Origin of the sequence: Nostoc sp. JL34, from assembly GCF_017114945.1 — a bacterium.
Classification (GTDB): Bacteria; Cyanobacteriota; Cyanobacteriia; order Cyanobacteriales; family Nostocaceae; genus Nostoc.
This window is the reverse complement of the sequence record NZ_JABXKQ010000108.1, coordinates 100,207-123,780: the sequence shown is the minus strand read 5'-3', so window position 1 is coordinate 123,780 and position 23,574 is coordinate 100,207. Positions and strand designations below refer to the sequence as shown.

The following is a 23,574-nucleotide window of genomic DNA, read 5'->3' as shown; positions in this document are numbered from 1 at the left end:
ATAAATTAACTTTGTGTTTTAGTTTGTTTGTATTTTCATCTGTCTTCTTCTCTGTCCTCTACTTAACCTTTGTTCAAAAGCATTTTCTTGAGAGTCTTCAGGAGTAAAAATCTTTGCCATAGAGCCGATATTTGGGCATTCATAAAGTCTGGCAATTGAAAGATTTGAATTAAATTCCTTATTTTCGATCGTCATAAGTTGAATACCTATGAGAGAATCACCACCAAGCTCAAAGAAGTTATCATAAATTCCTATCCGTTCAATACCTATAACTTCTTGCCAAATGTCAACTAGCTTTTGTTCAATTTTATTTCGAGGAGCAACATAATCATTACTTAGTTCAGGTCGGGGATATTTTAATTTAAAGGAATTGACAGTTTCTAAAAATTCTAGGGTTTGTGTTTTGTTGTAAGACTTGTACTGTTTGAGGACATCTAATAAGTCAGAGGTAGATATTACAACTTGAGGGATTGTATTTCCCAAAGTACGGAGAAAAATATCTACACCTTCATTAGGTAATATACCTTGATTAAGATTTTCTAATCGCAATTCTTGGAGTCGGTGAGGTAATTCTGTGTTTACTGCCATCCCAACTTCTTGCCAAGTATCCCAGTTTATACTTGTAGTCAATCGACACTGTTTTGTAGCATTATGAGCATAAGCATCAAGAAAAGCATTTGCTGCACAATAATCTACCTGTCCAAATTCCGCTACTATTGAGCTATTTGATGATACTAGAATAAAGAAATCTAACTCAATATCTTTGACAATTGAATCAAGAACTATTGTCCCCTTTACCTTGGGAGCCAGAATACTTTCTGCTTCTTCTGGAGTTTTTCGCTGAATTACACCGCCTCCAGGAACTCCAGCGGCGTGGATAACACCATTTAGTTGACCAAATTGCTGTTGAGCTTGAGCGATCGCACTTTGCATTTGTTCTGTGTTGCTGACATCAGCAGCGAGCGCTAAAACTTCTGCACCCAAATCTTCAAGTTCTTGAACTTTGCGAATCTTGCAGCTAGTACTATCAGTCTCATCATGAGTCGCAAGCCATTGCAACCACTCATCTTTTTTAGGTAAAGCAGAACGTCCTAATAACAGTAGTTTTGCTTGTAAAGTTCGAGCTAAATATTCTGCCAAAACAAGTCCGATACCTCCGAGTCCACCTGTAATTAAATAGACTCCTCTTTCTCGTAGTCGAGGTTTTTCAATTTTAGCTTTATCAAAACGCACTGGCTCAAAACTCTGCACCCAACGATTCAAACCTCGATAAGCTATTAACTTTTCAGAATTATCAACTGTCAGTTCTGCCAACAATTTTTCTATAAGTTTTTCTTCTTGCCAACTGCCGTTAGCAGGAAGCATAACATCAATACTACGACAGTTTATATTTGCATATTCTTGAGAAATAACTTTAATTGGGCCGATTAAAGTGGCTTTCTCTGGACAAAGTACTTCAGTTCCGGTCACTGGCTGTAGGTTGTTAGAAATAACTGTGATTTGAAAATCATCAGTAGTTTCTCGTTTACCTAAAGTTTGGGCAATAAATAGTAGACTATAAAATCCCCTTTCTTGAGCCTGACTAACTTTTATTATTTCTAATTCTTGGTCATTAATAGGTGTGACATTCCATAAATGAGCTATTGTTTTTGGTAACTTATTTTGTCTAAAAATTTCTTGAAATAAAATATCATAATCTTGATTATTTTTAGGATTAATAGTATATCCAGACTCGCCTAATCTGGTAAATTTATCACCTATTTTTACAGTTATTACATCTTGATTTTGTTTTTCTAGTTGTTTTACCAAATTAATACCCAAGCCGCACTCATCGATAAATACTAAAGTACAAGATTTTTCAGATATTAATTCTTTGCTATCGAGTTGAACTGGAGGTAAAGATGGCTTCCAAAAAGGAATGTAAAACCAGTCAGCTATATCAGGTTTTTTACCCAATAATACTGGACTCTGATTATCATCTTTTCCTTGCTTTTTGGCATCAATCCAATACCTTTGTCGTTCAAAAGGATAGGTAGGCAAAGGTAGACGATGACGCTGTTCTTCAGTATAAAATACCGACCAATCTATCTCGACTCCAAAAAGCCATAACTGTCCTAATTTTTCTAACAAAAAGCTGACATCTGATTGTTTATCTTGAACGTCAGGTAAGGAAGTCAGTACATGTTGTTTAGCATTAATATCTAAATGTTGTTTAGTTAATGTGCTTAAATTTTGTCCCGGCCCCACCTCTATAAAAACACCTTCAAACTGCTCTAACAGTTGAGAAATACTATCGGAGAACTTCACAGCTTGTTGTAAATTTTGGCTCCAGTAGTTAGGATTTGTGGCTTGTGCATCTGTAATCCAACTACCAGTCTCATTGGAAATAAAGCGAATACCTGGTGGATTGAGTTGAATTTTTTTGAGCGATCGCAGTTGTCCCCTGTTTGCTACAATGAATAGGGCATCTTCGAGAGAAAATACACCTGCGATCGCAGCTGCGACATATTCACCAATACCGTCACCAATCATCGCTTCTGGGCGCACTCCCCATGAGATAAGTAACTCAGCTAGGGCATACTCAATCACAAATAATGCTGGTTGAGTAAGCGCTGTTTGCTGTAATTTTTGGTTAGCTGTTGCAATTTCTTCTGACTCTAGAAACAATAGATGACGGATATCAAGACCAAGGTGAGATTGCAAGATTTCGGCGCAAGTATCTATATGTCTGCGAAATGTTGCTTCAACTTCGTATAGTTCCCGACCCATGTTTACATATTGTGACCCTTGTCCTGAAAACATGAAAATGACAGGGCAACGACTTGGTTTCCAATGGTAACTAAAAATACGTTGCGGGTCTTCATTTTTAAGTAATCCGACTGCATCATTCAAATCTTGGCAAACTACCACCCGCCGATGATCAAAAGCTCGACGACCTACTTGTAGAGTGTAAGCTACATCAGGCAGGTTGATATTGGGATGTTGCTGGAAGTAAGCGGCTAAATTTGCAGTTGCACTTTCTAAGGCTGTGCTAGTTTTGGCTGAGAGCAACAGCAATTGCCAAGGGCGAGAAACACTAGATGCTTCCATTACTGGAGCTTCTTCTAAGATTACATGAGCGTTAGTCCCGCCAACCCCAAAAGAACTTACACCTGCTCTGCGAGGTAAACCTTTAGTTTTCCACTCTGATAATTTGGTGTTGACGTAGAAGGGACTCTTGGCAAAGTCTATCTCTGGGTTGGGTTTTTCAAAGTGTAAGCTAGGGGGTATTTGTTTATGTTTTAATGCTTGCACAGTTTTAATTAAGCCTGTCACACCCGCTGCTGTATCCAGATGCCCAATATTGCTTTTTACTGAACCGATAGCACAAAAGCCTTTTTGATTTGTGCTAGCACGAAAAGCTTGTGTGAGAGCCTTGATTTCAATCGGATCTCCTAAGGGAGTTGCAGTTCCATGAGCTTCAATATAAGAAATAGTATCGGGTTCTACATCAGCTAAGGCAAGTGCTTCTAAAATTACTTCTCTTTGACCATTAACACTAGGCGCTGTATAACCAACCTTTAAAGAACCGTCGTTATTGATAGCTGAACCTTTAATTACAGCATGAATAAAGTCTCCATCAGTAACAGCATCAGCCAACCGTTTTAACACAACAATTCCCAACCCATCACCAAATACTGTTCCTTTAGCTTTAGCATCAAAAGATCGGCAATGTCCATCAGGGGAACAAAGAACCCCTTCTTGATACTGATAACCAGATTTTTGGGGTAGCTTTGCTATGGAAACACCACCAGCCAAAGCTATATCACTTTCTCCATTTAGCAAACTTTGACAGGCTAAATGTACAGCTATTAATGATGTAGAGCAGTTATTTTGAATATTTATACTTGGCCCAGTAAGATTTAACTTATAAGAAGTTTGTGTGCTTAAGTTATCTTTTTCATTACCAATAAAAATATTTAAAGCATCTACTGACTGCATTAAGTCTTGATTTGAATATAAATTTGTAAATAAATAATTACTGTTAGTTACACCAGCGTAAACGCCAATTTTACCTTTGTATGATTCGGAATCATAGCCAGCAGATTCTAAAGCTTCCCAGGCAGATTCTAAAAAGATCCGATGTTGTGGGTCTGTGATTTCAGCCTCTCTAGGAGTAAATCCAAAAAATGCTGCATCAAATAACTCGATACCTTCCACTATGCTGCTGGCTTTAACATAATTTGGGTCATTGAGTAAACTTTGCTCTATACCCGAAGCTAGCAGTTCTTCATCTGTAAAATGAGAAATTGACTCTACTCCATCCCGCAAATTTTGCCAAAATTTATCAACATTGTTTGCACCGGCAAAGCGGCCATTTATACCAATAATGGCTATTTCATCGCTATCATCAAAGTTATTAAATTCCTGAAAATTATTCATCGGATAAATACCTAATTAAACTTATTTTTAGCAACTATGCTAGGCTCTGAGTGGCTTCTAAAGAATCTGATATTGATAAATCTAAAGCAATCTGAATTTGGTCGTTTAGTACTGCATCAATATCATCTTTAGTAGTGAGCGGATTGGCGATTACTGCACGAAGGGCGGTAACCGAAAATTCTTGTTCTAAACAGGTAATTATTTTTGTTGTCCGCGAGATAAAAGTCCGACCAGCTTGACGTTGACTTTTTTGCAGGCGCTCATTGAATATATTTATTTGTTGATTATCACTTTCTGTTAATTGCTTTTTAACTGTAAGTTCTCTGAAAGATTCTGGAATGTAGCGGTAAAGAAGAAGATTTATATCCGGTTGAGATAGTAACTCAAATTCAGACATGGTAGTGATCTGAGCAGCCATATATTGTGTCTTCTCAATGCCTGCATCAATCAAAAATTCATAACCTTTAAGCCCTATCAGATGTAGTCCAGCATGTAAAAATAATGCCATACCCGCTCGAGAACCTTCTAAAGCGCGTTTACCCAAATCGAATGAACCCTTACGCATGGTATAGCTAGCATTTTTTTCAATCGATGAAGCTAAGTATGGTTCGCGCATGAATACCATACCAATACCCATAGGTAAATATAGCTGTTTATGTCCATCAATTGTGACTGAATCAGCGCGTTCAATACCAACAAGCTTTTGTCGATGTTGTTCTGAAAATATGAGTGGGCCGCCCCAAGCTGCATCTACATGAAAATGAACATTTGCAGCTTGGGCAATATCTGCTATATCTAAAAGCGAATCTATATTACCAGAATCCGTAGTACCAGCAACGCCAACGATCGCAATAATATGCAGATTTTTGGCATGACAATCTGCAACAGCCTGACGTAAAGCCGGTAACTCTACTTGGTTATCACCATTAGTAGGAATTTTTATCAAACCATGTGTACCTATGCCTAATAAGTCTGCGGCCTTGTCAAAAGAATAATGCATCAATTCAGAGCCAATGATCACTGCTCCTTGATAACCGTAGTAATCTAAAGCTGCTGTTAAACCTTCCTTTTCTACACCTGCAAAACTATTTTTTGCACCCAAGGATTTATTACGGGCGCACCAGAGGGCGATGATGTTTGCTGCTGTACCTCCAGAAACCAATATCCCTAAAGTACTTTGGCTATTTTGGATATGCTCGGTATAAAATTCATCAGAAAAGTTATAAATCAATCTATGCATCATTGCCAAAGCCTGACGTTCATAAGGGCTAAAAGCTTTAGCTGTTTCTATTTTGACAACATTTTGGTTCATTGCTGTCATCAGTTTTGCGATCGGTCGCACAAAACAGGGTAGTGCAGAGGTCATGTGACCTATAAATCGTGGTGAAGATGTATGTATTGAATGATTAATAACATTATTTGCTAAATAATCAAGATAGTTATCAAAATTAGCAGGATTAATGGGAACTTGACTATCAGAAAATGTTTCTACTAATGCATTAAAATCAATATCTGAATTAGTGTTAATTGCACTTAAAAAATCATCAACTAAAGTGTCAGTTTGAACACCCATCTTAGCTTCTATAGATATTAAATTGTTAGATGGTGTAAATAGTTGCATTACTTCTTCAGCAACTGCATACTGTGGTGTTAGCTCATTCTCAAGAAAGAAATTTTGCTGAGTTTTTTCTTGTCTCTGCTGACTCAATGCCATTTTATACTCCAGAATATCTCTTAGTTCCTAATTGCCTTGCTACTAACACCAAAAAGCCTAGTTTCTTTTAAGAAAGTTTTTAGTGCTTCCTACAAACCATTCATGAGCTTTTAAAAGTACTAATTATCTTCTATTAGTGATGTTTTTCGATAATTTTGCCTAGCTTGTTTGCGACGCTTAATTGAAGCAGACCTCGTTTGATTCCGGTAAGAATCTTTTTGTAAATATGCTTGTTCGTCGTTGCTTAAAAACTCGGCAAGTGAACTAATAGTTGGCTTTTCATAAATGCTGATTATCGGAATATGGGCATTTAATTCTTTTTGAAGCTGGGATATAATTTCAACACCGATTAGAGAACTACCTCCCAAATCAAAAAAGTTATCATAAATACCAATCTTTTCAATCCCCAGAACTTTTTGCCAAGTTGTAGCAACTATTTGCTCTACATTGTTGCTAGCTGGGACATACTCGCTTTGTAAGTTTGCTCTGGAATGGAGTGATAAACTATCTCGATTATTTGATAATTTCTTGTTTTGTAAAAAGTCTCGTTTTATCCATTGTTCAATTCTGGGTTGCAGTTCTCCCGCAGAAACAACAATCTGAGGAGTTTTAGTTAGAGATAATACACGGCTAAAGACATCTATGCCTTCCTGCCATGTCATGCGTAATTTTTCTAACGCTACTCCCACAGTTAGATCCTGCATATCGTTTTCTTGAGATTGCCAAGTATCCCAGTTCACACTAATACAAGGAAACAAATTTGTCTGATTCTGCTTGTGAGCATAGGCATCCATAAAAATGTTAGCAGCAGAATAGGAACTTAACCCTAAACCTCCTAAAACAGATGATGAAGAAGATGTGAATAAACAAAAATCTAACTTTTGATCTCGCAAAAGTTTTTCTAAAATAAATAGTCCATACACTTTGGGATTAAATTGTGATTGACTTTGAGTTTTAGAACTTTCTTCAATAGTATAATACGCATCGTCATTAATTCCGGCTGCGTGGATCACACCATGAATTTTACCAAAACGTTCATGAACTAACGCTATAGCTTGTTGCATTTGTTGTTCATTAGCCACATCAGCAGCGATCGCCTGAACTTGGGCACCTAATTCTTCTAGCCTCATCACCTTTTTCAGCTTCTGGCTAACTTGATTAGATTCATCATGAGTTAGTAGCCATTCAGACCACTCATCTCTTTCAGGTATGCCATTTCTACCGATTAAAACTAACTTAGCTTGCATTTTTTTTGCTAAGTATTCTGACATGGCTAAACCAATGCGACCAAGCCCACCAGTGATTAGGTAAACACCCCCTTTCCTCAACTTAGTTTTGCTGATAATGCTTTCATCTAAATGTACAGCTTCGTATGTTTTAATCCAGCGATGATTGCCACGATAAGCAATTAAGTTATCAGTTATTGGGGCTGTAAATTCTGTAATCAGTGAGTCTATCAGTATTTGTGATGGCTTAGTTCCAGATTTTGGTAGTACGATATCAAAGCAACAGCAAGTTATGTTGAGATACTCTTGTGGAATTACATTGCATGGCCCTAATATAGTTGCCTTATCTGGGCATAAATTCTCGCTGCCAGTTATATCATGTAGATTACTGGTGACAACCATCAACTTTATTGGGTCAATTATATTCTGTTTTGCCAAGGCTTGCGTCAGAAATAGCAGACTATCAAAACCGAGGTTTTGGCAATCTTCAAAAAACTGATATTGTGTTTGTGGGTCTAGCTCTTGACTAGGTAAAATATCGTTAGGAGTAACGCTCCAAAAATGTGCGATCGCTTGAGGAGTAGAATTCTGTTCTTGTAGTGCTTGCAACAAGTTATCATAGTCATCCCTTTGTTCAGGATTAATTGTATATGTACAGTTATCAATTTTTGCAAATTTATCTGCAACCCTAACGAAAATCACATCTTGATCCTGTTGTTTGAGTCGTTCAGCAATTTCTACTCCCACTCCATAGGTATCAGCAAACACTAACCAACATATCTTTTGTTCTCCCAGATTTTCCAGTTGCAAAAACTCAATAGGTGTAGATTCTTTCCAGCAAGGAAGGTAGAACCAGTCAGCAATATCTGGCTTCTTATCTGAAGTTTTTGGCGACATCATTGCCAAGGTTGCATTTCGATTTACCTCAATCCAGTAACGCTGACGCTCAAAAGGATAAGTAGGTAAGGGTATACGATGACGCTTTTCATTTACATAAAAACCCGACCAATCAATTTGAATTCCTACTAACCAAAGCCTACCTAAGGTGTTAAGTAAAAATTCTACATCTGATTGTTGCTCTTGAGGATGTCGTATAGAGGTTAGTGCTGTGATTTTATCTGTTTGATGTTGTTTCGCCAAACTACTTAGCGTCCGTCCCGGCCCAACTTCTAACAGTATTGGCTCTGACTGTTTGAGCAATTCAGCGATTCCTAAACTGAAACATACTGGTTGCCTTAAATGTTTAGCCCAATAGTTAGGATCTGTTGCTTCGGCCGCGGTAATCCAAGTTCCGCTGACATTAGAAACAAACGGAATCTTTGGGGAATTGAGTTTTACTTTTTGTAATGACTGGATGAAAGTCTCAATGATGGGTTCCATCATTTGAGAATGAAAGGCGTGGGAAGTATGTAAACGCCTATACTTTACACCTATTTGTTGTAGCTTCTGTTGCAATTTCTCTATTGCTTCTGTCGCACCGGACACCACACAGGAAGAAGGTGCATTGCTCGCAGCTAGACAGATTTCCTTTTCTAGCAGTTGTTGTACCTCTTGTTCTGGAAGCTGAACCGAGAGCATGGCACCAGCAGGCAACTGCTGCATTAGTTTTCCTCGCATTGCAACGATCGCTAAAGCATCTTCCAATAAGAAAACTCCAGCCATAGTTGCAGCGACATACTCCCCGATACTGTGACCAATCATCATCTCAGGGCATATACCCCACGCCATCCACAACTTGGCTAAAGCATATTCAATCACAAACAATGCTGGTTGAGTAATTGCTGTTTGTTGCAATTTTTGTGTTGCTTCCTGAGCTTTTTCTAGACTGGGATAGAGAACTGTACGCAGGTCTAATTCCAAGTGAGGTTTGAGCAGTTCACAGCAGTAATCAACTTGTTTTTTAAATACGGTTTCACTGTCGTATAATTCTCGACCCATATTGACATATTGTGAACCTTGTCCAGAAAACATAAACACAACTGGGCGATTACAAGGTTCTTGGTAATGGGTGAAAGCTCTTTGAGGATCTTGTAATGCGTTGATTGCATCTTCTTGGTTTTGGCAAACTACCATTCGGCGATGGTTCAAAGTCCACCGGCCTAATTGTAAAGTATGAGCAACATCCGCAAGGTTTAAATCGGGATGCTTTTGTAAGTAATTAGCCAGATTTTCTGTAGCAGTTTCTAGGGCTGTATTCGTCTTGGTTGAAAGTAATAATAGTTGCCAAGGTCGAGAAGAACTAGAGGATTTAGTTATGGTCGCTTCTTCCACAATCAAATGGACATTTGTCCCACCAAAGCCAAAGGAACTAACACCTGCACGGCGAGGCGTACCGTTAGTTTTCCATTCAGATAATTTATTGTTTACATAAAAGGGACTATTAGCGAAATCAATTTGGGGTGATGGTTCTTCAAAGTTTAAACTGGGGGGAATTTTTTTGTGTTTTAAGGCTAGTACGGTTTTAATTAAACCTGCTACTCCAGCAGTTGAGTCCAAATGCCCAATGTTGGTTTTCACAGAACCAATGCTACAAAATCCCTTGTTCTGAGTTTTAGTACGAAAAGCTTGTGTTAATGCAGCGATTTCAACGGGATCTCCTAGAGAAGTTCCGGTTCCATGAGCTTCAATGTAGCTAATAGTATCAGGTTCCACCTCAGCCATAACCTGAGCTGCTCTTATTACCTTGGCTTGACCATTGACGCTGGGTGCGGTGTAGCTAACTTTATCTGAACCATCGTTATTAATAGCAGAGCCTTTGATAATAGCATTGATGCAGTCTCCATCTGCGATCGCTTCTTCTAAGCGCTTTAAAACTACAATACCCAAACCTCTTCCTTTTACTGTTCCCGCAGCCTTTGCATCAAAAGCACGGCAATGTCCATCAGGAGATTCAATTCCTCCCTCTTGATATAAATAACCATTTGCTGTTGATATTGAAACTCCTCCTGCCAAAGCAATATCACACTCACCACTAAGCAAACTTTGGCAAGCTAAATGTACAGCAACCAATGAACTTGAGCAAGTAGTTTGCACCGCATAACTTGGGCCCTGCAAATTTAATTTATAAGAAGCAAGTGTAGTCACATAATCTGGAGAAGTTCCCTTTTCTATCTGCTTATCACCCACAGAGGCAATAAGCTCATAATTAGAATAAATGTTAAGTAGATAACTGCCAAAACTTGTACCAGCGTAGACCCCAATTGGTTTTTTATAGACATCCGAACTATAACCAGCATCCTCAAGTGCTTTCCATGAATGCTCCAAGAAAAAACGGAGTGAAGGATCCATGACTTCAGCTTCTCTAGGACTGATGTCAAAAAATGAAGCATCAAACAAGTCTATACCTTCGACTACTCCCTCTGCTTTAACATAATTGATGTCGCTCAATAAAGCTGCATCTACACCTAAATCTTTTAATTCTTGGTCATGAAATCTATGTATTGACTCTATTCCGTCTCGGATATTTAGCCAAAACTGCTCAATATTTTCCGCCTCTGGGAAACAACCACTCATACCAATAATAGCTATTTCCAGACCAGTTTTGTTACTTAAATATTCTGAGTTTTCCATACTTAATGCTAGCTATTGACTATAAATTATTAAAGATTTTATTGTCTATTTTGTAGAAATCGTTTTTTTAATCTTGCTTTTCCAGCTTCTAACTGGTCATTTAATTCATTACTCTGAATGGCAAAGTTATCATCTTCTTCTTGATTGAAATATCGTGCTATTGAACTGATTGTTGGATATTTAAATAGGTCAGTTATTACTAAATCAGCTTTATAAAGTTCCCGCAGTTTGCTGTAAACCTGAAGCACATTTAGCGAATGACCACCAAGGTCAAAAAAGTTATCTTGAATGCCAACTTTCTCCACCTTAAGTATTTTTTGCCAAATATCAGCAATTACGTGTTCCATCTCATTTCGCGGCAATACGTAAGCTGTTTCTAATTCCGGGCGAAGATTATCTGGTTTTGGTAAAGCTTTCCGGTCTACCTTACCGCTAGGTGCTAGCGGTAGATTTTCTAGCATCATAAAGGCAGAAGGTAACATATGGTCAGGTAACTTTTCTTTTAAGAAGCTACGCAATTCACTAATACTAGGAACTGGTTCTGTCTTAGCAACCACATAGGCAACTAATTGCAAATTACCTGGTTCGTCCTGTCGAACCACGACTACATTTTCACGTACATTCGGATGCTGACACAGAAATGTCTCAATTTCCCCAAGTTCAACCCGGAAGCCACGAATCTTCACCTGATGGTCAATACGTCCGAGGAATTCTATATTCCCATCAGGAAGCCATCTTCCTAAATCTCCAGTTTTATAAATTAAATCTCTGCGATTTTCTGGTAATTTCTGACTAACATCTGTAAACGGGTTAGTCACAAAGCTGAAATTAGTTTTTTCTTGATTTTTCCAGTACCCATCACCCACACCAATTCCCGATACACAAATCTCTCCAGGAGCGCCAATGGGTAATAATTGCATTTCTCCATCCAGAATGTAGAGATTTAAGTTAGCTAATGGTTTACCAATTGGAACCGTCCGCTGATTTTCTGGCAAAGGCTTGTCAACGATAAACTGGGTGATATCATCAGCAGCCTCAGTTGGGCCATAAGCGTTAACAATTTTAATTTCGGGATATATCTCAAGCCACCTATTTACCAAACTGACCGATACTGGTTCTCCTACAACCATCATCCATTTTAAATTAGGTAATTCTCTTTGATGAATCGGTAGCTGAGAAGTATATTCAAGCAAGCCGACAAATAATGCTGGGACTAATTCAACAACTGTAATTTTCTCAGATTTCAGAGCAAGAAATAGTTGCTCAGGAATAGCAACGGTTTCTATATCTACTATTACCGTCTGACCACCAATTAAAAGTGGTGCTAAAAATTGCCATACAGAAATATCTGTGGAAGATGGAGCACTTTGCAGAAAAGAAAACTCTTGCGTTAACTCCAACTCATCAAATTGGGCATAAATATGATTAATTGCACCATCATGCCTGACAATTGCCCCCTTTGGTAATCCTGTAGACCCGGAAGTATAAAGCATATAAGCTGGGTCAGCAGCATGATTAACCTGTTCTATATTATCATTAGATAGCTGCTGAAAATCCAATTTATTATATATTTTTAACCCGGTTTGTTTAGCAAGGGGCGTCTGAGCAATAACAATGCTATCTAAACAAATAATAGAGGATAACTCGGAACAACCTTCTACCAGGTCTGATAGAACATTTAAGAGCGAAAAATCTGTTAATAAGAACCTCACTTCGCTATTAGATAGCATATACTTAATTCGATTTGGTGGGTAAGTACTATCAATAGGTACATATGCACCACCTGCCTTGTATATAGCAAGAATAGCAATCAGGAAATTGATATCACGGTCTTTAAAAATGCCTACAAAGTCTCCTTGTTCAACTCCTAATTTCCGCAATAATTCAGCTAGCTGATTCGCTTGATGGTTTAGTTCTTGATACGTGAGTTGAGTTTGTTGATGAATGACGGCTATATTATTTGGAGTCTGAGATACTTGAGTTTCAAATAATTGATTTATTGTCTGATTAACGGGATACTGTTTAGTTTTGTTATTAAACTCTGTTAATATCTGGTGTTGCTCATAGTCTTTTAAGAAAACAATCTCTGATATCTTAGTATTTACTTGATTAATACAGCTTCCAAGAATATTACTATAATATCTACTCATAAATTTTATATTTTCATCTTGAAACAAATGTTCTTTATACTCTATATCAGCACTAATACTTCCACAATCAACTTTAAAAGAAATTGTAATATCATTATTGAGTTGATTTAAAGGACTTTTATTATGAATATTTTCTAAACAAACTACTATGTCAAAAATTGGACAACGATTAAGACTCGTTGGTAGCTCCAACAAATCGATTACTTCATCAAAATTATAGTTTTGATGACTGTAAGCTGCGATCGTAGCATCTTTAACTTGAAAAATAAAATCTTTGAATGAAAGTCGAGGTGTGACTTGAGTACGCAAAGGAATAATTTTAGTATTTACGCAATTAATACCAGTTGTCTCATATACTGGTATTCCGACAACAACATCATTATTTCTAGTATATTTTTGCAGTAATATATTCAATGCAGATACAAGTATCAAGTAGATTGAAAAGTAAGAGCCTTTAGCTAGCTTAATAATTGTTTGAGATAAATCATTTGATAAATCAAAACTAAGAGATTTCTTTTTATCACTAGAAAATAAAGGTCTTACATAGTCCAGCATCAGATTTGTTTCTGGTAATTCTCCTGATAGTTTATTTATCCAATAAACTTTTTCAGAGAATGAGTCATTCGATTGTAGATGTATACCCATAGTTTTATCCTTGTAATCAATTACTTGCAAACTTATTAATGCTAATATCCTAGTTTTCTATGCAATCATTAAAAGCTTCTTTGATAATTGAACATCCCTTTTCTAAGGTAGACATATCAATGATTAATGGTGGTAAAATTTTAATAACAGTATCATTTCTACCTGATCTTTCAACTATTAACCCTAGTTCAAAACAACGTGAAGTGATACTTTTAGCGAAACTGCTACCACCAAAGTTTTTAACATCAATACCCCAAATCATCCCAATCCCACGGATTGATATGTTTTCACTAATTGGTAGTATTTGTTGAGTTAGAAAATTTTTCAAAAAAAGCTCTTTAGCTTTAACATCTTGTTCAAAATTACAACTTTCTCTATACTCTAAAGCAGCTGTAGCTCCTACAAATGCCAATTGATTCCCCCTAAAAGTACCATTATGCTCACCCGGTTCCCATATATCCAACTCTGGCTTAATCAATAATAGTGACATTGGAAACCCATACCCACTAATAGATTTAGAGAGTACTACCATATCGGGAACTATATCTGCTCTTTCAAAAGAAAAGAAAGGGCCTGTTCGACCACAGCCGACTTGAATATCATCACAAATTAGTAAAATATCATTCTCGTCACACAACTTCCTTAGTCTTTGCATCCAGTCAATAGGAGCTATAACAACTCCACCTTCAGCTTGTACTGTTTCAAAAATTATTGCTGCTGGTTTTTCAATTCCAGAATTGACATCATTTAAAACTGTTTTTATATATTCTATTGTGTCAAAACTTTCCATAAATCCATAGGGATAAGGCATAAATGTTACATTATTTGATGCCCCAATTGCCCCGGCTCGAATTCCGACATTACCACTAATAGATAGGCTACCTAAAGTCATTCCGTGATACGCTCCCATGAAGGAGAATATACCTGGTCTTTGTTTGACTTTTCTGGCTAACTTCAAAGCTGCTTCAACTGCATTTGTTCCTGTTGGCCCACAAAACTGAATGCGATAATCTAGTTTTCTTGAGCTTAGTATAACTTCATCAAACTTTGCTAAAAACTTCTCTTTAGCTGAAGTATACATATCTAAGCCGTGTGCAATTCCATCGGCATCTAAATATGCCATAACCTTTCGTTTTATATAGTCATGATTATGTCCATAATTTAAAGCTCCTGCTCCTGCAAAAAAATCAATATATTCTTTACCTGAATCCGAATAAATTATAGAACCTTTAGCTCTATGAAATATATCGGGAAAATTACGGCAATAGCTTCTGACGTTTGATTCACACTTTTCAAATATATTCATGATATTTTTCTATTTTAATTACAAAAGGCATTAATCAATCTACTGACTATGTGCACGGCATATATTCTTGTACTTGTCTTATTTTTTAAGAAACATAATTAAGATAAGACTTATAATATTTAAAAATAATTTGAGGAGGTACTTTTAACACTAAACCCATAGCTAATAAAAAGTTATAGTATAAGTTTTGAAGTGGCATCCCTTTTGTAATAGCTGCTAGAGCATTAAGCGAACTTTTTTGAGTATGCCAATCAATATTAAAAGAAATCGACATATCTAAACTCCGAACATGATGCAGTGTTCCAGGAGGCATGTATACAATATCCCCAGGATTTACAATAAATTTAATCGGTCTGGCATTTTTATATTCTGGGTATTTATTTAAATCTGGGTTTTCTGGATTAACGAGAAACCATCGCCAGCCTTTCCGATAACAATATTTGGCATCTTCAGGCAGTAATATAGTAAATTGTTTACGTCCAACAATTTGAAAGAAAATATTGTTAGTCAGAAGGCAATCAAAATGTAGTGGTGTAATACTATTAGAAGAACCCAAGAAAAACTGGCAGTAACGCCACCACTCGTGCCAATACCATTCTGGCAAATAATCAAAAGGAAATGGTTGAACATCTTTTACTAAAGAAGGTATTAAACTAAATAAAGGTAAGTCATGGCAATATGGTGGTCTAGCATTATTTTGAGGATTTTCTTCATAGTTTTCTATTAATTCTATATATCTTTCCATTGTGAGACTACATATCTCAATTCCATCGTTACTAAATTTTTTGGCGTAAATATTTAGAGAAGGAGATAAATCTTTAAGGTATTTTAAAGACCATTTATCAAAGCCATTCCAACTGGGAATTACTCCAGAAATTATGACTGGTTTTCCTAATTCAACATAGTCTTTATTGAATTCATCACTTGAAAGTTTGTATCTTCTTTCTATTGCAGATGAAACAATCATAGCTTTATCCTTTTGAATCTTGTCAATTCTCATAAATGCGATCAATATTTTTGCTGATTGGCAGAAATAAACTCACTTATTATCAGTCATCTAAGACATTGGAGCTAATTTCCAATCAAATAATGCTTCTTTTTCTAAAGATGTTGAGATTTGCTGTTGTTGTGATGTCGAAAATGATAAATCTTTAATTTGAGCATAAGGATTAGTCATTATTTCTTGTAGCAGGATTTGAAAATCGCTAATTATTCCAGTAATTGTAGCGATATCAAATCTACGAGAATCGTATGAAATTGCGACTATAATTTCGGCTTCTGGATATATAACTAAATTCAAAGGGTAGTTATTTCTGTAATAAGTTCCAGTTAGCTCAAATTCTATATTTCCTTCCCAGCTTTTTAAAAATTGGCTGACTGGAAAGTTTTCAACCACAACAATAGTTTCAAATAGAGGTAAATTCCGTGGTACTTCACTCCAACCCTGAATTTGCGTAAGTGGAGTATATTCATGATGACGCGCTTTGACTAGTTGGATCTGAAAATCTTGTAGCCACGACAATAACTGCTGCTCAGTATTTAACTTGACATTTATTGGTAAGGTATTTATAAACATACCAACCATTGACTCTACTTCAGCTAAATCTACTGGTCTTCCTGTGACAGTGAATCCATAAATTATATTGTTACGACAAGTGTAACGACTAAGAAGAATAGACCAAATTCCATTAACTAATGTGGCAAGAGTTAGACGATTTTTTGTAGCAAAAGATAGTAATGATTTTGTAGTTGCTTCTGATAGTTTAACGATCTCTTCATCGTACCTTTCCTCTTGGTTAGATAATTGATTGTTTTCTATATAAGTTAGGGGAGTTGGTGCTTTCACTCCTTGTAATGCTTCACGCCAAAAACTTTCGGTCTTGGTTATACTTTGTTGCTGCAACCAGTCGATGTAATTCCTAAAAGGACGAGTTGGCAATAAGTTCACTTCTTTACAATCACAAAGCGCTTCGTAGATTTGTAAGCATTCTTCTAATATGATCGGCCCAGACCATCCGTCTGTGGTTATATGGTGATTGCTCCAAATAAATTCATAGCGCTCATCAGCAAGACGAATTAAAGTTATACGCATTAAACATGGTTGGGAAAAGTCAAAACCTAATTTGCGATCGCTCTCTAGAAATAATTTTAATCGCTCTTGTTGTTCTGCTTCCTCAACACCACGCCAATCATCTTGATTTAAGGTAATTTTTACTTGTTTATAAACAACTTGTAATGGATTATCAATGTCTTCCCAATAAAATCCTGTACGCAAAACTGTATGTCTATCTACTACTTGTTGCCATGCTTGTTCAAAAGCCTCTACATTTGGATTACCATGCAAAGTTAAGGTATGGTGAAAAAAGTATAATGCTGATTCGCTTGCGTATAAACAGTGAAAGAGCATCCCCTTTTGTACGGGCGTCAGTTCATATATGTCCTCGACATTTTCTGCTTTCATTGTGCTTTTTTCTCACTTGCTCGATTAATTTTTGTCAGGAATTTATCTAGGTCTTGTTGATTCAAGTTAGCTCTGGGAAAGTCAGAAGGTGTATATTTTTCTGTCTCAAGAGACTGACAGTGATCAATTATGCTTTGCATAGCTCCAATGAAGCTTTTAGCTAAAGTTTCAATTGTTTCTCGACGATGAACCGCTGTACTATAAATCCAGTTCAATTGCAGTTGTTCTTGAACAATAATTCCATTTATTTCCAGTAAGTAAAATTGATTTGCATTTTGACTTTGGTTGAGTCTAATAGACTGGCCGGTTAAATCAAATAAATATGACTGGGATATAACAGGGTCAAAGTTACCTAAGTAATGAAAACTTATTTGAGGTTGTGGAAAAGATTTTAGCTTGGAATTTATTTCTGAATTACTTCTGATATAGCGCAGTATATCGTACCCAATACCTTTATTCTGAATGCTACGTAAATACTCTTTGACTGCTATCAATGCACTTCCTTGATCGGAAGCCTCTGTTATATCTAAAATGACTGGGAAGCAAGTTGTAAATAAACCAATCGTATCAGATAGAGATATATCGTTAACATCTTTGAAGATTATATCTCGACCATTATCTTTAACATCTACCCATAATTGCTGCTCTCCTGTCCACTTTGCAAAAGCTTGCACCAACGCTGTTAAGAGAACATCGTTTATCTGGGTGTTATAAGCCTTATTGACATTTTTTAATAAGGCTTGTGTTTCCTGTTTATCTAGAGAAATTGATACTATCTCAGTGTTAGATACTGTATTTTCCCTTGCAGAATAGTCAACAAGTAGACTGTAGAAAGGTTTTTGAGCTTTTGCTAACCAGTAGTCTTGCTCATGAATCATTTCTGATGTCTGAGCGTACTCTTGCACACACTGCTTCCAGCGCTTGAATGAAGTGCCTTTATCAGACAACTGTATAGCTTTACCTTGACTCAGTTGCTGATAAACTGTTTGTAAATCTTTTAGCAAAATCTGCCAAGAAACAGCATCTATTAAAAGATGGTGGATGGTAATTACTAGGTAGCTATTTGTCGGCGATCGCAATTCAATAAAAGCTACTTTTACAAGGGGCCCTTCACTTAAGTTGAAGTTACTTTGTAGTTCTGCGATCGCAGATTCAAAAGCATATTTTTGCTGATTTTCTGGAAGTGCAGACAAATCCAGATGCTTGTATACCATTATATCATTGGTATTAGCTTTAATTTGCTGCCAGCTAGATTCTTTTTGAAGAAAACGCAGACGAAATACATCGTGGTATTCAATCACATATTCTACAGCCTGCTTTAATACTTTAGGATCGCATATTTGTTGCATTTCCAGTATTAAAGACTGGTTACAAGAATGTGCATCTGCTTGATTCTGCTCAAAGAAGCGATGCTGAATAGGTGTTAGATATAGTTCTCTATTTATTGAACTCTTTTCACTCAGGTTAGTTTCAGCTACACCTGTTGCTGTCGCTAATTCAGCGATAGTTTGGTGCATAAACATTTGTTGAGAAGTCAACTTCAAACCTAGTTGGTTAGCTTTGGCAACAATTTGAATTGTAATGATGGAATCTCCTGCCAATTCAAAAAAGTTGTCATGAATACCAACTTTATCGATTCCCAGAAATTGTTGCCAAATATCAGCAAGGGTCTGCTCAACTTCGTTACAAGGAGCAACATAAGCATTTGCCAAATTTGGACGAGGATGGCTTAGTTTAGAAAGATTTGTTTTTGATGTCTCTGATAAAAGGGCTAATTCTTGTTCTAGATAATTGAAAGAATTGTCCTGTTCAATTACTGTTTGGAAGTCTTGCGGGGATACAACAACATGAGGCAAGCTACTTAGCAAAATGCGATTAAAAGCTTCGGCACCTTCTTGAGATAATATTCCTTTTTTGAGATCCTCTTCACGTTGAAGTTTTAATTGTTCTGGTAGTGCTGTCTCTACTGCCATCCCTACCTCTTGCCAAGTACCCCAGTTGATTGCCACTGTCAATTGGTCAGATTTAGAATTCCGATAATCTGCATAAATATCCAGAAATGCATTCGCTGCACAATAATCTACCTGTCCAAATTCACTCAAGATAGAGCTTTGAGATGAACAAAGGACTAAAAAATCTAAATTAATATTTTGTAACTTTAAAATCTCCTCTAATACTAATGTGCCTTTGACTTTTGGTGCTAATACGCTGTTTGCTACATCCTGTGTTTTTAGTTGAACAATGCCACCACCAGCAATACCCGCTGCATGGATGACACCATTGATTTGACCAAATTTTTCTAAAGCTTCAGCAACGGCTACCTGCATTTGTTCGTAGCTAGCTACATCGGCACTTTTAACCTCAACCTCTGACCCCAACTCTTCAAGTGCTAGCATTTTTTGGATTTTGCAGCTGACACTATCCTTACTATCATGAGTTTCTAGCCATTGCTGCCACTGCGATCGCTCCGGCAATCCCTTTCTGCCAATTAAAATTAACTTAGCTTGTACTGTCTTCGCTAAATATTCCGCCAGCACCAAACCGATACCGCCAAGTCCACCAGTAATTAAGTAAACTCCTTCTTGCTTTAACCTAGTTTTAGCTGGAGTACTATTATCCAAACGAACAGTTTCAAAGGTTTGAATCCAGCGATGAGATCCACGATAAGCAACGATATTATCAGTTTCCTGTGTTGTCAGCTCAGTAACCAGATAGTCGATAAATTTTTGTGTTGGTGAGATGTTAGCAGCAGGAATTACTACATCGATCAGACAGGAATTAATGTTTAGATATTCCTTGGGAATTATCTTACACGGCCCCAATATTGTTGCCTTTTCTGGGCGTAAATTTTCGTCGCCGCTAACATTATGTAGATTGTTAGTTACAACCCTCAGCTTCAGAGAATCGCTGATATTTTGTCTTCCTAATGCCTGTATTAAATACAACAAACTCCAAAAACCGAGATTCTGACAATTTTCAAAAAACTGATGTGATAATTGTGTTTGTTCTTTTAACTCATTGCAAGGTAACGTATCATTTGGTGTAATGCTCCAAAAGTGAGCTAATCCATTTGGAATCAAACTCTCTTTTTGGAGTTCTTGAAGCAAGGCATCGTAGTCATCGCTTTGCCGTGGGTTAACAGTATATGTATATTTATTCAGCTTAGTAAATTTATCTGCGACCCTAACTTTAACAACATTTTGACTTTGTTGTTCGAGTCGTTTAGCAACTTCGCTTCCAATTCCATAGTCATCGATAAAAACTAACCAGCGAGTATTTTTATCGGTTACTATTTTCTTCCCTTGGAAGAACTCAAGTGGTGTAGATTGTTTCCAGATTGGGACATAAAACCAATCAGCAATATCTGGCTTTTTACCTGATGATTTTTGCCATGCCTTTGATAATACAGTTTCGGGGTTAGCTTCAATCCAGTAACGCTGACGCTCAAAAGGATAGGTAGGCAAAGGAATATGTCTGCGTTGCTCCTTTGTATAAAAGCCTGCCCAGTTTATTTGCAATCCTGATAGCCAAAGCCGAGAGAGAGTATTGAGTAAAAATGCTACATCAGAAATTTGCTCTTGGGGATGTCGCAAGGAAGTTAGGACTACAGTCTGTGAAATCGACTGTCGTTTAGCTAAGGTAGTTAGCGTTCGTCCTGGGCCAACTTCCAATAGCATTCGCTCTGGCTGTTGCAGCAGTTCAATGATTCCCTCGTTAAATAATACGGGTTGTCGTAGGTGTCTAGCCCAGTAGTCAGGATCAGTCGCCTGCTTTGCCATAATCCAAGTTCCGGTAACGTTGGAAACAAAAGGAATTTGAGGTGGTTTCAGGTTGACTTCTCTAACATGCCGGAGAAATGGCTCTAAAATCGGCTCCATCATCTGAGAATGAAAAGCATGAGATGTATGCAGCCGACGACAATCAACACCTTGTTCTATCAAACTATTTTGTAATAGTTCTATCGCATTAGTAGCACCAGAAACCACACAAAGAGATGGTGCATTGCTAGCTGCTAAAGAAAGTTCTGAACCCAACATAGGTTGTATTTCTTTGGCAGAGAGAGAAACAGAAAGCATTGACCCTGGTTCGACTTGTTGCATCAGTCGTCCGCGAATTACGACTAAAGTCAATGCCTCTTCTAAAGAAAAAACACCTGAAATACAAGCAGCTACATACTCACCAATGCTGTGACCAATCATCACTTGCGGATGTACACCCCACGCCATCCAAAGTTTAGCAAGAGCATATTCAATCACAAATAGCGCAACTTGTGTTAAGGAAGTTTGTTTAAGTTTTTCTTGTGTAGCTTCTATTGTCGAGGGATAAAGTATATCTTTGAGATTTAACTTTAAATGTGGTTTGAGTAATTCACAGCAATCATCAACTTGTTCTCGAAAAATTGCTTCTGTTTTATATAATTCCCGTCCCATGTTTACATACTGCGCTCCCTGTCCGGGAAACATAAACACGATTGAATGGTTACGGGTTTCTGAGAAATTACTGAAAACTCCTTGTTGATTTGACGCTGTTAATATTTTTATAGCATCTTGAATATCCTGACACAGCAACACTCGACGATGGCTAAAATTTCGACGGCCAACTTGTAAAGTATGAGCTACATCAGCAAGGTTGATATCAGGATATTGTGTTAAATAATTGGTAAGGTTAGTTGTAGTAGATTCTAAAGCTGTTTGAGTTTTTGCAGAGATTGCTAACAACTGCCAGGGGCGAGAAATACTTTCTTGACTTGTAAAAAGTGGAGCTTCTTCTAAAATTACATGAGCATTAGTACCACCAATTCCAAAAGAACTAACTCCTGCGCGTCTAGGATGTTTGTCTACTTTCCATTGGGAAAGTTTATTGTTGACATAAAAGGGGCTATTGGCAAAATCAATTTGAGGATTTGGTTCCTCAAAGTGCAGACTAGGAGGAATTTGTTTGTGTTTAAGAGCTAAGACAGTTTTAATTAAACCTGCAACACCAGCAGCGGCATCTAAATGACCAATATTTGTTTTTAAGGAACCAATTGCACAGAAGCCTTTCTTTTTTGTGCTGCTTTGAAATGCTTGCGTCAGTGCTGCAATTTCAATCGGATCTCCTAAAGATGTTCCTGTCCCGTGAGCTTCAATATAAGTTATTGTTTCTGGTTCTAACTCTGCAACAACTTGAGCCGTTTTAATAACTTTAGCTTGACCTTCTATACGCGGTGCTGTGTAACTAACTTTGTTTGAACCATCGTTATTTATTGCCGAACCTTTAATAACAGCATCAATAGAATCTCTATCAGTTAGAGCATCTTCTAATCTTTTCAAAACGACGATTCCCACACCTTCTCCGCCCACTGTTCCCCGTGCTTTAGCATCAAAGGCGCGGCAGTGTCCATCAGGAGAATTAATCCCTCCCTCATTATAAAGATAGCCAGATTTTCTTGAAGCGCTGATGGAAACACCACCAACCAAAGCCATATCACATTCACCGTTAAGCAAACTTTGGCAGGCTAAATGCACGGCCACTAATGAGGTTGAGCAAGCTGTTTGAACTGTATAACTAGGCCCCGTTAAATTAAGTTTGTAAGAAGTACGTGTAGCCAGGTAATCTTTATCCCCAGCGATCGCTATTTGTTGTTCATCTACTGAGTTTCTAATATTTTGATTAAAATAAATGTTTAATAAATAACCGCTTAAGTTAGAACCAGCAAAAACACCTATGGAACCATTGTATGTTTCGGAATTATAGCCTGCTTTTTCCAGGGCTTCCCAAGCACACTCTAAAAAAATCCGATGTTGCGGGTCAGTAATTTCTGCATCTCTGGGATTAAAACCAAAAAAGTCAGCATCAAAAAGTTCTGCATCTTCGATCACAGCATTTCTTTTCACATAACTGGGATTGCCCAGAAGCGCTGCATCTACTCCTGATTCCAACAGTTCTTGATCGCTGAACCAAGAAATTGATTCTATACCATTTTTGAGGTTATGCCAAAATTCATCAATATTTTTAGCTCCAGGAAATCTTCCTGCTAATCCAATAATTGCTATTTCTGAACCGTTACTATGATCTGCACCAGTTGGAATACTCATTAT

Annotated in this window: 8 protein-coding genes; all 8 read right to left on the bottom strand. The window is 37.2% G+C overall.

Annotated elements, in window-relative coordinates; all coding sequences use genetic code 11:
* Nucleotides 1-18 precede the first annotated feature (18 nt).
* A complete protein-coding gene (locus tag HWQ44_RS19490) occupies nucleotides 19-4,422 on the bottom strand; it encodes an SDR family NAD(P)-dependent oxidoreductase (protein ID WP_292721865.1) in 4,404 nt (1,467 codons plus the stop codon).
* A 34-nt stretch (nucleotides 4,423-4,456) separates the two neighbouring features.
* Nucleotides 4,457-6,136 (bottom strand): pyridoxal-dependent aspartate 1-decarboxylase PanP, encoded by a 1,680-nt coding sequence (panP, locus tag HWQ44_RS19485; RefSeq protein ID WP_292721862.1) that lies wholly within the window; start codon nucleotides 6,134-6,136, stop codon nucleotides 4,457-4,459.
* Nucleotides 6,137-6,255: 119 nt separating this feature from the next.
* Entirely contained in the window at nucleotides 6,256-10,932 is a 4,677-nt protein-coding gene (locus HWQ44_RS19480; protein ID WP_292721859.1) for a type I polyketide synthase, read from the bottom strand.
* 38 nt (nucleotides 10,933-10,970) lie between these two features.
* Complete coding sequence (locus HWQ44_RS19475) at nucleotides 10,971-13,757, bottom strand: amino acid adenylation domain-containing protein (protein ID WP_292721856.1); 2,787 nt, start codon at nucleotides 13,755-13,757, stop codon at nucleotides 10,971-10,973.
* A 19-nt stretch (nucleotides 13,758-13,776) separates the two neighbouring features.
* Entirely contained in the window at nucleotides 13,777-15,033 is a 1,257-nt protein-coding gene (ectB, locus tag HWQ44_RS19470; RefSeq protein ID WP_292721853.1) for a diaminobutyrate--2-oxoglutarate transaminase, read from the bottom strand.
* An 85-nt stretch (nucleotides 15,034-15,118) separates the two neighbouring features.
* Nucleotides 15,119-16,033: a cupin-like domain-containing protein gene (locus HWQ44_RS19465; protein ID WP_292721850.1), complete on the bottom strand. Its 915-nt coding sequence runs from the start codon at nucleotides 16,031-16,033 to the stop codon at nucleotides 15,119-15,121.
* A 57-nt stretch (nucleotides 16,034-16,090) separates the two neighbouring features.
* A complete protein-coding gene (locus HWQ44_RS19460; protein WP_292721847.1) occupies nucleotides 16,091-17,494 on the bottom strand; it encodes a condensation domain-containing protein in 1,404 nt (467 codons plus the stop codon).
* Nucleotides 17,491-23,571 carry a type I polyketide synthase gene (locus tag HWQ44_RS19455; RefSeq protein WP_292721844.1) on the bottom strand — a complete coding sequence of 2,027 codons (6,081 nt, stop codon included), beginning with the start codon at nucleotides 23,569-23,571 and terminating at the stop codon, nucleotides 17,491-17,493. The genes HWQ44_RS19460 and HWQ44_RS19455 overlap by 4 nt, the downstream gene beginning before the upstream one ends.
* Nucleotides 23,572-23,574: the final 3 nt, after the last annotated feature.

Coding starts and splice junctions, on each gene's coding strand:
- HWQ44_RS19490 (WP_292721865.1), bottom strand. CDS start 4,422: ATGAATAATTTTCAGGAATTTAATAACTTTGATGATAGCGATGAAATA.
- panP (WP_292721862.1), bottom strand. CDS start 6,136: ATGGCATTGAGTCAGCAGAGACAAGAAAAAACTCAGCAAAATTTCTTT.
- HWQ44_RS19480 (WP_292721859.1), bottom strand. CDS start 10,932: ATGGAAAACTCAGAATATTTAAGTAACAAAACTGGTCTGGAAATAGCT.
- ectB (WP_292721853.1), bottom strand. CDS start 15,033: ATGAATATATTTGAAAAGTGTGAATCAAACGTCAGAAGCTATTGCCGT.
- HWQ44_RS19465 (WP_292721850.1), bottom strand. CDS start 16,033: ATGAGAATTGACAAGATTCAAAAGGATAAAGCTATGATTGTTTCATCT.
- HWQ44_RS19460 (WP_292721847.1), bottom strand. CDS start 17,494: ATGAAAGCAGAAAATGTCGAGGACATATATGAACTGACGCCCGTACAA.
- HWQ44_RS19455 (WP_292721844.1), bottom strand. CDS start 23,571: ATGAGTATTCCAACTGGTGCAGATCATAGTAACGGTTCAGAAATAGCA.